The organism is Gammaproteobacteria bacterium, from assembly GCA_009845905.1.
Classification (GTDB): domain Bacteria; phylum Pseudomonadota; class Gammaproteobacteria; order Steroidobacterales; family Foliamicaceae; genus Foliamicus.
In genome coordinates this window covers 1-12,657 of the sequence record VXYS01000012.1, presented here as the reverse complement: position 1 = coordinate 12,657, position 12,657 = coordinate 1, and the positions used below count along the sequence as shown (strand labels likewise).

General features: G+C 66.0%; 11 protein-coding genes. 9 read left to right on the top strand and 2 right to left on the bottom strand.

What is annotated here, in order from left to right; translation table 11 throughout:
* Positions 1–54: 54 nt before the first annotated feature.
* Complete coding sequence (locus F4036_11585) at positions 55–1,689, bottom strand: DUF222 domain-containing protein (GenBank protein ID MYK38380.1); 1,635 nt, start codon at positions 1,687–1,689, stop codon at positions 55–57.
* A 204-nt stretch (positions 1,690–1,893) separates the two neighbouring features.
* On the opposite strand from F4036_11585, the gene F4036_11580 reads away from it, so the two are divergent.
* Genes F4036_11580 through F4036_11570 form a run of 3 tightly spaced genes read left to right on the top strand, consistent with a single transcriptional unit; the run spans position 1,894 to position 3,968 of the window.
* Positions 1,894–2,127 carry an antitoxin gene (locus F4036_11580; GenBank protein MYK38379.1) on the top strand — a complete coding sequence of 78 codons (234 nt, stop codon included), beginning with the start codon at positions 1,894–1,896 and terminating at the stop codon, positions 2,125–2,127.
* A 27-nt stretch (positions 2,128–2,154) separates the two neighbouring features.
* A complete protein-coding gene (locus tag F4036_11575; protein MYK38378.1) occupies positions 2,155–2,553 on the top strand; it encodes a type II toxin-antitoxin system VapC family toxin in 399 nt (132 codons plus the stop codon).
* A 59-nt stretch (positions 2,554–2,612) separates the two neighbouring features.
* Positions 2,613–3,968 (top strand): sodium-dependent transporter, encoded by a 1,356-nt coding sequence (locus F4036_11570; protein MYK38377.1) that lies wholly within the window; start codon positions 2,613–2,615, stop codon positions 3,966–3,968.
* 51 nt (positions 3,969–4,019) lie between these two features.
* Here the strand turns inward: F4036_11570 and F4036_11565 are convergent, their stop codons facing one another.
* Complete coding sequence (locus tag F4036_11565) at positions 4,020–5,273, bottom strand: MBL fold metallo-hydrolase (protein ID MYK38376.1); 1,254 nt, start codon at positions 5,271–5,273, stop codon at positions 4,020–4,022.
* A gap of 173 nt (positions 5,274–5,446) precedes the next feature.
* Between F4036_11565 and F4036_11560 the strand changes: the two genes are divergently transcribed.
* The 6 genes from F4036_11560 to F4036_11535 form a co-directional block, all read left to right on the top strand.
* Positions 5,447–6,574, top strand: coding sequence for an efflux RND transporter periplasmic adaptor subunit (locus F4036_11560; protein ID MYK38375.1), 1,128 nt, complete (start codon positions 5,447–5,449; stop codon positions 6,572–6,574).
* 18 nt (positions 6,575–6,592) lie between these two features.
* Positions 6,593–9,721, top strand: a complete 3,129-nt coding sequence (locus F4036_11555) for an efflux RND transporter permease subunit (GenBank protein ID MYK38374.1) — start codon at positions 6,593–6,595, stop codon at positions 9,719–9,721.
* Between the two features lie 92 nt (positions 9,722–9,813).
* The gene (locus tag F4036_11550; GenBank protein ID MYK38373.1) at positions 9,814–10,503 is read left to right on the top strand and encodes a 50S ribosomal protein L25/general stress protein Ctc; all 690 of its coding nucleotides are present in this window, start codon (positions 9,814–9,816) and stop codon (positions 10,501–10,503) included.
* Positions 10,490–11,086: an aminoacyl-tRNA hydrolase gene (locus F4036_11545; protein MYK38372.1), complete on the top strand. Its 597-nt coding sequence runs from the start codon at positions 10,490–10,492 to the stop codon at positions 11,084–11,086. The genes F4036_11550 and F4036_11545 overlap by 14 nt, the downstream gene beginning before the upstream one ends.
* Positions 11,083–12,114 (top strand): redox-regulated ATPase YchF, encoded by a 1,032-nt coding sequence (gene ychF / locus F4036_11540; protein ID MYK38371.1) that lies wholly within the window; start codon positions 11,083–11,085, stop codon positions 12,112–12,114. Before F4036_11545 ends, ychF begins: the two co-directional genes overlap by 4 nt.
* A gap of 360 nt (positions 12,115–12,474) precedes the next feature.
* The coding region (locus F4036_11535) for a hypothetical protein (protein MYK38370.1) at positions 12,475–12,657 on the top strand (183 nt) is incomplete at its 3' end.

Sequence of the window (12,657 nt, the reverse complement as noted above, 5' to 3'; positions counted from 1 at the left end):
GCCCAGCGACAGCCGGATAGAGGACCGCTCTGAAAGCTTGTTTTTTCTAGCCCGTTATCCGTAGCCTGCCTCGCGGCACAGCGCTTCGATGGCGATGTCGTAGTTCATGCGCTCGCCGCGCCAGCGGCAACGGGCGGTTCCGGCGTCGATGGTATGCCCGCGCGCCGTATTGAACGCCTCAAGCTGCTCCGCGCCGCCGGCTGCGCAGGCATTTCCGGGAGCTGTGCAGGCGTTTCCGGGCTTTGCACAAGTGTTTCCGGACTCTGCGCAGATGTTTCCGCGGAAACACCCCCTTTGCACCTTCCCCGCTGGTGGGATCACTCCACCGTCCGGGCGCGTGAACTTGATCTCGCCCTCGTCCACATGAACGCCATAACCCCCTTCATGCACCAGCCGGTGATGAAACGAACACAAGGTCACCAGGTTGCCCAGGCTTGTCTCTCCCCCATCGGCCCAATGCTTGATGTGGTGGGCCTGCACATAGCGCGAACGGTCGCACCCCGGAAAGCGACAGCCCCCGTCGCGAACGCGCAACGCGCGCCGGATCGCCGGAGGCACGGCGCGCGTCCTTCGCCCGATCGCGAGCGGCTCGCCCTTCGCACCTTCCACCACGCCGACCAGGGCGCCGTCGCAGCCCAACCGCCTAGCCGTCTCCACCGCCACGGGACGGCCGTTCTCGAATTCGGCACCGCTGCTCTCCGGAACGTCACACAAGGCGTCGTGGGCGATGTGCACCACAACTTCATGCGCGCCTGCGGTGGAACGTGAACCGCCCCCGGCCAGAAACCGCTGGACGATATGCTCCAGCGCGTCCGCGCGCCGTTGACCGGCGCTGCGGGGAAGTGTTTCCGCGGAAACATTTTCGGGCGCCGCATCCCAGCATGGCGGCAGCGCGGGCCGCGTTCGTGGCTGCGCGGATGTTTCCGCGGAAACACTTGTGGACGCTGCATCCGCCTCCGCCTCGCTCATCCCAGCATCCTTTGCCGCATCCGCTGTCCCGGCGCTCTCCGCGTCTGCGCTCCGCTCCTCGAGTTGCGCGTGGGCCGCTTCCAGCGCCTTGCGCAACATCTCGCCCGCCTCGGGCGTCAAACGGGCCTCGATCCGTACGCTGCCGTCGGCGTCCTGACGCCAGGACAGGTAGCGCCGCTCGTGCATCGCCTCGGCCTCGTCACGCTCGAGATAACGCTTCACTCTCCGGAATCCCCGCACCGTGCGCTCCACATGCGCCGCCGTTCCGTTCAGGGCAATGTGCAGCAAGATCTCTTCCGTCTCGACCGTCGCCACCCGCGTGAGCGCGCGCACCTTCGAATACGACAGACGGCCTTCGCCGAACGCTTTCGAGATCTTCGGCAGCGATTCCAGGGCGCGGGCCGTACGCACCTTCTCGGTCGCCGCCACCCGGCCGATGCCGCATTGCCAGCCAAGCCACTGGGCGCAACTCGCCATGCCGTGCTGGGCCCAACCCTCCCGGCGGTCGAATTCCGCAACGAGGGTCAGGAAATGCGCGGTGGCCGCGTTGATGTGGCCCCACACCTGGGTGATCTCGGCCTCCAGAGCATTGAGCTCGGCATCTTCGCGCTGCCGCTCGGCCATTCGCACATCGGCGTCCGGAGAAGGGTAAACAGCGCCTGCCGGGAGAGGTTCGGCGTCGCGAACAGGGGCGTGGGAGGAGGTGAAGTGAAAGTCCATTTCGAGGCTCCGTATCAATCCGTTGATGAGCCTGAACTATAGCATGAATCACCAATGGAATCAAGCTTTTACACTACTTTTATTTGCCCTGATCGTGCACAATAAAACCGCACGTTCGCAGCCGGACAGGTTGTGCTGCGCATGACTTCCCAGCACAACTCATTTGTGCTATATATATGCTGTATCTAGCAGCGGAGAAACACTGTGCCCATTGGGTCCGTATTTGAGAACAACCGCACCCAGGCCGTCCGTTTGCCTGCCGAAACGCGCTTCCCCGCCAACGTAAAGAGAGTCCATGTGCGCGTGAAGGGAACGGAGCGTATTCTTTCGCCTGCCGGCCACGCGTGGGACAGTTTCTTTCTGGAAGGCTCAGACGCTAGCGAAGATTTCATGGCAGATCGTCCCGACCAGCAGCAGCCGGACCGAGAGCCACTTTAGGATCTCGCGATGGGAAAGGAGGCCCTCATGCTCAACTTCATGTTGGACACCAACATCGCAATCTATGTCATCAAGCGCAGGCCCGCCGATCTTCTAGACATATTCAATCGGCACGCCGGGCATATGTGTATCAGCAGCATTACTTTCGCGGAACTCTTGCACGGAGTACGTAAGAGTCAGCAGCCCGGGCGCAATCTCGAGCGTGTTGAAGACTTCGTCTCACGCCTGCAAACACTGGATTACGGTGTCAAGGCCGCGGCTCACTATGGAGACATTCGTGCCGACCTGGAACGACAGGGCAAACCGATCGGCGTAAACGATCTGCACATTGCCGCCCATGCCCGCAGTGAAGGGCTTACGCTGATCACCAACAACCAGCGGGAATTTCAACGAATCGACGGACTGCGAGTGGCCAACTGGGTTTAGGCTGCGTCGGCGGGCCGTGTGGCATGATGCGCGCAGCTTTCAGAAGGAGCAGGTAGGCCATGCCAGAGAACACTTCCGCCCGGCGCTGGAGTTCGGGGCGCACTTTTCTGCTCGCCTCCGTCGGCGGCGCCATCGGGCTCGGGAATATCTGGCGTTTCCCTTACATCATGGGGGAGAACGGCGGCGGCGCCTTCGTGTTCGTCTATCTGGTGGCCGCCTTCCTGGTGGCAGTGCCCATCCTTTCGGTGGAGGTTGCGATCGGCCGCCACGGGCGCGCCAGTCCCTTTACCGCCATGGCCGCGGTGTCCACCGAGAGCGGCCGCTGGGCCGCCTGGGGGCTGGTGGGCGGCATGGGCCTTTTGACCGGCTACCTGATCATGAGCTTCTACAGCGTGATCGCCGGGAGCACCGTCGACTACCTGTTCCTGGCGGCGCGCGGCGCGTTCAAGGGGCTGACCCGGGAATCCGCGGAAGCGCTGAACGCCGGGCTCAACGACAACCCGCTCCGCCTGGGCGCCTGGCACACGCTGTTCATGGTTGCGAGCTGCCTGATCGTGGGCCGAAACGTACGCCACGGCATCGAGGCGGCGGTGCGGCTCCTGATGCCGTTGCTTTTCCTCCTCCTGCTGGCCGTGATCGCCTATGCGCTGATCGAAGGGGACGCCGCCGCCGGCCTCAACTTCATGTTCGATTTCCGCTTCGGGCAACTCACGGCCGCTTCCGCGCTGGAGGCCATCAGCCATGCCTTCTTCTCGATCGGCGTGGCCATGGGGCTGATGATGATGTACGGGGCGTTCGCGCCGCGCGAGGTCTCGCTTCCGCAGACCTGCGTGGGGATCACCATCGCCGACACCGGTGTTGCGGTGCTGGCCGGCATCGCGATCTTCCCGCTGGTGTTCGCCAACGGGCTGGAGCCCGGCTCCGGCCCCTCGCTGGTGTTCCTGACGCTGCCCATCGCCTTCGGCGGAATGCCCGGCGGGACCGTCTTCGGCTCGATATTCTTCCTGCTGCTGGGGTTCGCGGCGTTGACGTCGGCCATCGCGCTGATGGAAGCCGCGGTGACGCTGATACAGGAGCGCCTGCAGCTCGGCCGCTGGGCGGCCACCCTCTCGGTGGGCGCCACGCTGTGGGGCCTTGGCTGGCTGACGGTCCTGTCGTTCGGTGAAGGCGCGGAATGGAACGTGATCGCGGGCAAAAACCCCTTCGAACTGATCGACTACCTCACGGCCACGATCATGATGCCGCTGGGCGGCGCGCTGATGGCGCTGTTCGCCGGCTGGCGCATGAACCAGGCGCTCCTGCTCGGCGAACTGGGCTGGCAAACCGGCGCGCTATTCACCGTCTGGCTGTGGCTGCTGCGGGTCGTGGCCCCCGCCGCCATCCTGATCATCATGTACAACGCCCTCTTCGGCTAAAGCCGGACAGGGACACGCGGCGAGGGGCATGCCCTCGCTCCCAGGCGCAGGCTACTCCTGGGCGGCGAGGCGTCTGGCGGCCTGGCGGCGGTGGTAGCCCATCCAGCTTCGGGCGTTGAAGTTCTTCTCGTTGCGGCCCAGCTCGGTCAGCAGCGAAACGCGCACGGCCAGGGCGCCCGGGTGGTTCGGGTCCACGGCCAGCGCCGCGTTGGCCATGTTCAGGCTCAGCACCAGGTCGCCTTCGTCCTCCAGCTCCTCGGCGCGCTTCACGACCGCGTCCACGCCGCCGGCCATGTCCACCAGCTCACGGATCTTCACGTCCGGCGATTCCGACAGCAGCGTGGCCGGTTCGCCGTCGAACCAGCCCGCGTAGCCGTGGTAGATACCGCGCACGCTCCAGGCCACGCCGCCATACGATTCGTCGATCTCGAACCGCTCCGGCAGCTTCACCTCGTTCATCACGGTAAAGACGTCCTTGCCGTCGTTGAGCCCGCGCACGGTCGCGTCGTGGACGTACTCGATCGCGTCGCGGTAATCGCCCAGCTTCGACTGGATCTCTTCGGTGCCCACCAGCGGCGGCGCGTGCGCCACCAGCACCAGTTCCGGGTCCAGCGCGAGCACGACGTCGATGGAACTGACGTAGTCCAGCGCGAACCGCGGCGGGGCGCCCCGAAGCGCGGCGATGTTCGGAAAACTGCTGTAGTAGTTGTCGCCGATGAACGCTGCCTTCAACTCCGGGATCCACACGGTCGAGTGGTCCCAGGTTTCTCCCGGCGTGTGCATCATCCTGAACGTCAGTCCGCCGAACTCGAACTCGTACTTGTCGTCGAACAGGACGGTGGTGGGAATCTCCGCGGCGAAATTGCCCTTCGACTTCACGTCCCTCGGCGGAGCGAGGAACTGGGCCTCGTTCCGGTACTGGAAGAAACCCGCGAGCCGTTCGCGATAGTGCATGTATTCCACGAATCGCCGCTGCGCGATGACCTCGGTGCCTTCTTCCCGCCACAGGTGCACGCCGCCCACATGGTCCTCGTGCGCGTGCGTGAGAAGGATGTACTTCACCGGCGCCGAACTCATCCCGCGCAACACCTCGTAGTGGCGCGGGGCGGAATCGCGCGTGGTCGTGTCGATGACCACGTTCCCTTCGGGGGTGACGACCAGGAAGGTGCGGCTCATGTCGGTGGCCATGTAGATCCGGTCGGTGACCTTGACGCCCTTGACGGTGCGCGCCATGGCGTCGCCGCCGGCCAGGATGAAAAGCCCCAGCATGAGACCACCGCAAAGGTTTCGAAACAGTGTGACCATGGTCTGTCCTCCGGTGCGCCCCAGGAGGTTTATCGTATAGTAAGATTCCAGGACGGAGGGACAAGGGCAGGACGCCCTGGTCCATTGGGGAAAAGGCGTCCGGTTTCGGCGGGGCGCTACAATGGGGGGGTCAAATCCGCTTTGGCGGACAACCCGAATTGTTTCCTCGCACCATGTCCCTTTCCCGCTCCCAACACGCTCTGCGAACAAACGCCGCCACCGGTGTCCTCGCGGCGCTGGCCATGCTGCTTGCGGGCTGCGGGGGAGAAGAGGCCAACAACATGGCGCGTTTCGGCGGCGGCCCGCCGCCCGTGGTCACCGAAGCCGTCCTGCTGGGCGACATCACCGACAACTACACCGCGCTGGCCACCGCCCGCGCCAACGAAGCCATCGACGTAACGCCGCGCGTATCCAGCGTGGTGTCCGTCATCCATTTCGAGGAAGGCCAGAGCGTGGACGAAGGCCAGGTGCTGGTGGAACTCGACAGCCGCGAGATCCGCGCCGACCTCGACCTGGCCGAGGCCAACCTGCGCGAGCGGCGCAGCCGCTACGGCCGCCTGGAAACGCTGGCCGCCAGCCAGGTGGTGTCCGAAGTGGAACTGGAAGAGATCCAGGCGCAGCTCCAGGTGGCCGAGGCGCAGGTGAACTCCGCCCGCGCCCGCCTGGAGGACACCATCATCCGCGCGCCGTTTTCCGGCGAAGTGGGCTTGAGAAGGATCAGCATCGGCGGCCTGGTGCAGCCCAACACCGTCATCACCACGCTCGACGACACCGCCGTCATGAAGATCGAGTTTTCGGTGCCCGAGGAGTACCTGTCCGTCATGCGGGAGGACCTCGCAATCGAGGCAACCGCAGCGGCCTGGCCGGACCGCGCCTTCACCGGCACGGTAACCAGCGTGGACAGCCGCGTGGACCCCATGACCCGCTCGCTGGCGGTCGTGGCGCTGATGCCCAATGAAGACGGGGCGCTCAAACCCGGCATGTTCCTGCAGGTTGACATTTCCCGGCGCCGCGAGAACGTGGTGCTGGCGCCCGAGGCGGCGCTGGTGCCGCGCCAGGGCCGGCAGTTCGTCTATGTGGTGGACGAGGGCCGCGCCGAGGAGCGCCAGGTGTCGCTGGGTTCGCGCCGGCCGGGCCAGGTGGAGATCCTGGGCGGCCTTCAGCCCGGCGAACAGATCGTCACGCAGGGCGTGCAGCGGATACGCGACGGACTTCCGGTGCGCATGGCCGGCGCCCCGACCGGACCGCCCACGGGAGGCAGCGCCGCCGGCGCGCGCACACCCGCCGGCCCGCGGCAATGACGCGCAGGTAGCCGGTCCATGCTGATTTCCGATATTTCCGTGCGCCGCCCGGTGCTGGCCGCCGTGATCAGCCTGGTGCTGCTGATCCTCGGCCTCCTGGCGGGCAGCACGCTTTCGGTACGCGAATTCCCCGACGTGCAGCCGCCGGTGGTTTCCGTCGACACGCGCTACACCGGCGCGTCCGGCGACGTGATCGAGCGGCGCATCACCCAGGTGCTGGAAGACGAGGTGGCCGGCCTGGAGGGCATGGTGAAGATGACCTCGCGCAGCCAGGACGAGCGCTCCACCATCACGATGGAATTCGACCTCGACCGCGATATCGACGGCGCCGCCAACGACGTGCGCGAGCGCGTCTCGCGGGTGCTGCGCATGCTGCCGGAAGAAGCCGACCCGCCGCAGATCACCAAGCAGGACAACATGATGGACGCCACGATGTACGTGGACGTGTCCAGCGACACCCGCTCTGTGATGGAAATGACCGACTACGCCGAGCGCAATATCGTGGACCGTCTCGGCGTGGTGGACGGCGTGGCTTCGGTCCGCATGAACGGCGGCCGCCGCCCCGCCATGCGCGTGTGGCTGGACCGCGACGCACTGGCGGCGCGCGGCCTCACCGTGCAGGACGTGGAGAACACGTTGCGGCGCGAGAACGTGGAACTGCCCGCCGGCCGCATCGAGTCGGTGGACCGCGAATTCACGCTGCGCGCGGTGACCCGCCTGGACACGCCCGAGGACTTCGGCGCGCTGGTGATCGGCCGCGGCGCATCGGGCCGCTTCGTGCACCTCAACGAAGTGGCGGACGTGCGCCTGGAGCCGGAGGACACCCGTTCCATCGCCCGCTCCAACAAGCAGGCGGGCGTGAGCCTGGGGATCGTTCCGCAGGCACAGGCCAATATCGTGGCCGTCAACCAGGCCGTGATCGAACAGGTGGACCGCCTGCAGTCGTCGCTCCCCGACGACATCAACCTGGACGTGAACGTGGATTTCTCCGAGTTCGTGGGCAAGTCCATGGCCGAAGTGATCCGGGCGCTGGCGATCGCCCTGGGCGTGGTGCTGGTGGTGATGCTGCTGTTCCTCAACTCCTGGCGCGCCACACTGATTCCCGGACTCACCATCCCAGTGTCCATCATCGCCGCGGCGATGGTCATGGCGGTGCTGGGCTACACGATCAACACGCTCACGCTGCTGGCCGCCGTGCTGGCCATCGGCCTGGTGGTGGACGACGCCATCGTGGTGCTGGAGAACATCGTGCGCCACCGCGAGCAGGGCAGCCCGCCGCTGCTGGCGGCCATCGACGGCAGCCGCCAGATCGGCTTCGCCGTGATCGCCACGACGGTGGTTCTGGTGTCGGTGTTCCTGCCGGTGGCCCTTGCGCCCGGGCGCATCGGCGTGCTGTTCGGCGAGTTCGGCATCGCATTGGCGTCGGCGGTGGTCTTTTCCTCGCTGGTGGCGCTCACCCTGGTGCCCATGATGTGTTCGCGGATGATGCGATCCCAGGCTCAGGTCACCTCGTCCGAACGCGGCCGCAAGCGCGGACAGGCCTTCCGCGCGCTGGCCGGCGCCTACCGCTCCGGCATGACCCGCGCCCTGCGCGCGCCGTGGATGGCGCTGGTGCTGGTGGCGGGCGTGTCGGCGGGCGGCTATTTCCTGTTCGAACAGTTGCCCCAGGAATACGCGCCCCTGGAAGACCGAGGCATGATGATCGTGATGGTGCAGGGCCCCGAAGGCGCCAGCTTCGACTACATGGACGATCAGATCTCGCAGATCGAGGACATCGCGATACGCCAGGTGGAAGCCGGCGAGGCGCGCCGCACCATCATCCGCACCGGAGGCTGGGGCGCCGGCAGCGACATCACCGCCGCCTTCATGTACATGCCGCTGGAGTCGCACGACGAGCGCCGCTTTACCGCGATGGAGATCGCCGGGCAGATGCGCGGCCCGCTGTCCGAAATGCCGGGCGTGCGCGCCATGGTTTTCCTGCCGCCCAGCCTGAACATGGGCGGCGGCCGCGAGCTGCAGGTGGTGCTGCGCGGCAACGAATACGAGACGATCGCCCAATGGCGCGACCGGGTGCTGGACCGGGTGCGCGAGAACCCGCGCATCCTGGGCATGACTTCGGACTACTACGAAGCCCAACCGCAGATCAAGGTGGGCGTGGACCGGGCCCGCGCCACCGACCTCGGCGTGTCGCTGCGCGAGGTGGGCGAGACGTTGCAGACGATGCTGGGTTCGCGCCGCGTCACCACCTTCATCGACCGCGGCGAGGAATACAACGTGGTGCTGCAGGCCTCCGAGGAGGACCGGGTCACGCCGCAGGACCTCAACAACATCTACGTGCGCTCGGTGTCCGGCGACCTGGTGCCCCTGGCCAGCCTGGTGCGGCTGGAGGAAAGTTCCGGTCCGCGCCAGTTCCAGCGCTTCAACCGCCAGCGTTCCATCAAGCTGTCCGCCAACATCGAACCCGGCTACTCGCTGGGCGAGGCGCTGGACTACATGAACACGGTCATCGCCGAGGAAGTGCAGGACGAATCCCTGAGCATCGATTACGACGGCGAGTCGCGCGAGTACGTGGAATCAGGCGGCCAGATCTACTTCAGTTTCCTGCTCGCGCTGGTCATCTGCTTCCTGGTGCTGGCGGCGCAGTTCGAGAGCTTCATCCACCCCTTCATCATCCTGCTCACCGTGCCACTGGCGCTGACCGGCGGGATGCTGGGCCTGAATGTCGTGGGAGGCACGCTGAACGTGTTCAGCCTCACCGGCTGCATCATGCTGATCGGCCTGGCGGCCAAGAACGGCATCCTGATCGTGGAGTTCTCCAATCAGCTCCGCGATCGCGGCTTGCCGGTGGTCAAGGCGGTGCTGGAAGGCGCCACCACCCGGCTGCGCCCGGTGCTGATGACCAGCATGTGCACGGTGGGCGGCACCATCCCGCTGATCGTCAGCGACGGCCCCGGTTCCGCCGCCCGGCGGACGCTGGGCGTGGTGGTGCTGGGCGGCGTGCTGGTGTCGGTGGTGCTTACCTTGTACATAGTGCCGTGCGTTTACGCCATGCTGGCCGGCCGCACCCGCCCGGCCAGCACCGTGACTCGCGCCGTGCAGGCGCTGCGCAAGCGCCACCCCACAACCGCCGCCGCCTCCACCCCTTAGGACGGTGCTCCTGGGGGCGAAGGCGTCTCGCCTTCACGGAGGACGGGACGTCCTCCCTCCCAGGCACCCAATGAAGTAAAATCCCGCGCGCCATGGCCACGATGATCGATCTCGAAGGCGAGCTCCGCGAAGGCAGCGGCAAGCGTTCCGCGCGCCGCGCCCGCCGTGAAGGAAAAGCGCCGGCGGTGCTGTACGGCGCCGGGCGCCCAGCGCGCATGCTGTCGTTCTCTTCCGAGATCCTGAACCGGCGGCTCGAGGACCCCACTTTCCGCTCGCGGGTGCTGAACATCCGCGTCGGCGACAAGTCGCAGCCGGCCATCGTCAAGGACGTGCAGCGCCATCCGTCCCGCAACGCGGTGCTGCATATCGACCTGCAGCGGGTGCGCGACGAGGAGACCATCCGCATGGCCGTGCCCATCAGCCTGCTCAACGCCGAGGTGTCGCCGGGCGTGAAGATGGGCGGCAGCGTTTCCCACCTGCTGAACGAGCTGCACATCATCTGCCTGCCCAAGGACCTGCCCGAGCAGATCGAGGTGGACCTGTCCGAGGTGGAGCTCGATGCAATGCTGCACCTGTCCGACCTCGACATTCCGGAAGGCGTTTCGGTGAACGAGCGCGTTCACGGCGACACCGACCACCCGGTGGTTTCCATCGCCCTGCGCCGCGTCGCCGAGGTGGACGAAGTGGAGGAAGACGAAGAGCTGCTCGACGAAGAGGCCGAGGCCGAGGCCGCCGAGGGCGAAGAGGCGGCGGCCGAAGAGGAATCCTCTGGAGAGGGCTGAAGCCCCGCCCGAACTGGTCTTCGGCCTGGGCAATCCGGGCCCCGATCACGCTCACGACCGGCACAACGCCGGCTTTCGATTCATCGACCTGCTCGCCGAGCGCTACAAGGCGCCGGCTTTCTCTGGAGACAGACGCGCGCAGGCCGCCGCGGCCCGCGTCGACATCGAAGGCGCGCGCGTGATGCTGATCAAGCCGCTGGCCTGGATGAACTCCAGCGGCCAGGTCGTGCGCGGCGTCCTCGACTACTTCAAGCTGGCGCCGTCGGCCGCGCTGGTCGTTCACGACGACCTCGACCTGCCGCCCGGCACGGCGCGGCTCAAGACCGGCGGCGGCCACGGCGGCCACAACGGCCTGCGCGACGTGATCCGCCACTGCGGCCCCGACTTCAACCGCCTGCGCCTGGGAGTAGGGCACCCCGGCGACAAGGACCGCGTTACTCCTTATGTACTGTCGAAACCCACGGCCGCCGAGAGCAAGGCCATCGAAGAAGCCATGCAGGACGCGCTGCAGGCCTTCGACACCCTATATATAAAAGGAATGCAGGCCGCCATGACCCAACTCCACACTGAACCCCCTCAGTGAAAGCCGCGATCATCGGCTTGCCCAACGTCGGCAAGTCCACGCTCTTCAACGCCCTGGCCGCCGCCGAAGTTCCCACCGAGAACCGGCCCTTCTGCACGATCGATCCGAACGTCGCGCGCGTCCCCATCCCCGATCCGCGGCTGGACGCCGTGGCGCAAGCCGCCGGCATGCAGCAAAAGGTCCATGCCACGCTGGAACTCGTTGACGTGGCCGGCCTGGTGAAGGGCGCGTCGCGCGGTGAGGGGCTGGGCAACCGCTTTCTGGCCCAGGTGCGCGAGGCCGACGCCGCGGTGCACGTGCTGCGCTGCTTCGAATCCGGGCGCGTAACGCACGTGTCGGGCGCCGTCGATCCAGTCGATGACGCCGAAATCGTGAACACCGAACTGATGCTCGCGGACCTGGCCACGGTCGAGCGCGCCCTGGATTCCGCCCGCCGCCGCGCCAAGTCCGGCCACCCCGACCTGAAAAAGCGCGTCGAGGAACTCGAATCCCTCCACGAACACTTGGCAGAGGGAACCTGGGAGGGAGGACGTCCCGTCCTCCCACTACTAACCGCAATGCCCACGCTCTACGCCCTCAATGTCGCCGAAGAACACCTCGCAACAGGCGGCCCGGCCGACCTCGCCGAGCAATTCGCCGCAAAACACGGCAAACCCGCCGTTCGCGTCACCGCTCAGCTCGAGTCCGAGCTCGCCGCAATGCCGCGGGAAGAGCAGCAGGACCTGCGCAAGGGACTCGGCCTCCCGCACGAAACCCTCCAGCGCTTCATGCAGGCGCTGAGCACCCTGCTGAACCTCAATACCTTCTTCACCGCGGGCCCCTCCGAAGCCCGCGCCTGGCTGATCCCCGACGGCGCCACCGCCCACTACGCCGCAGGCCGCGTACACACCGATTTCCAGCAGCGTTTCGTGCGCGCCGAAGTCACCCACTGGCAGGCTTTCGCGAGCACCCCGCAGCCCCGTCCCGACCTGAAGGGGCGCGATTACGAAGTCCGCGACGGCGACGTGCTGCGATTCCGGGCAGGCTGAAACTTTTGAAAAAATGAATGACTTGCGCGCGTTCTTTCGTGTAGAATCGTGCCAACGAGACCAAATGATCCTGGAATTCCTTATGGGATTACGGTGATCGGGGGGGAAGATGCAACACTCACTAGGCCACGGCCGGTTAGTCGGGTGAAGCGGCAAACCGGTGTGATCGATTTTGGGGCCCCGTTCCGGGGAAATGTCGATTCACTCATAGATTCGTCTATACATCGGAAAGGTGTGTGCCCTATAATTCGCCCGATGGCTTGCTTGACAGGTCACGGAGTTATACTATTGCGTCATTCCGCCCGGGAGGGCTCGACCACATTTCAACCAATTGAACTTGCTCGGTAAGGAGGCAGGCTCATGTCTAAGTCAGGAACCGTAATTCAACTCTTGCAGGATCGCCTTGAAGGGGCGATACGTCGGCGTCGGGAAAACCCATCGCGTGCGGATATTCTTATCCTGCCCGCGCTGGCGCTCGCGCTGGACGCCTGCGGAGGCGGCGGGTCGCAAAGGCCGACTCCTCCTCCGCCTCCGCCTCCGCCC

Bases quoted from the DNA above. Each gene is read 5' to 3' on its own strand.
- F4036_11565 (MYK38376.1), bottom strand. From the start codon at position 5,273: ATGGTCACACTGTTTCGAAACCTTTGCGGTGGTCTCATGCTGGGGCTT.
- F4036_11550 (MYK38373.1), top strand. From the start codon at position 9,814: ATGGCCACGATGATCGATCTCGAAGGCGAGCTCCGCGAAGGCAGCGGC.
- F4036_11575 (MYK38378.1), top strand. From the start codon at position 2,155: ATGCTCAACTTCATGTTGGACACCAACATCGCAATCTATGTCATCAAG.
- F4036_11555 (MYK38374.1), top strand. From the start codon at position 6,593: ATGCTGATTTCCGATATTTCCGTGCGCCGCCCGGTGCTGGCCGCCGTG.
- F4036_11560 (MYK38375.1), top strand. From the start codon at position 5,447: ATGTCCCTTTCCCGCTCCCAACACGCTCTGCGAACAAACGCCGCCACC.
- F4036_11570 (MYK38377.1), top strand. From the start codon at position 2,613: ATGCCAGAGAACACTTCCGCCCGGCGCTGGAGTTCGGGGCGCACTTTT.
- F4036_11585 (MYK38380.1), bottom strand. From the start codon at position 1,689: ATGGACTTTCACTTCACCTCCTCCCACGCCCCTGTTCGCGACGCCGAA.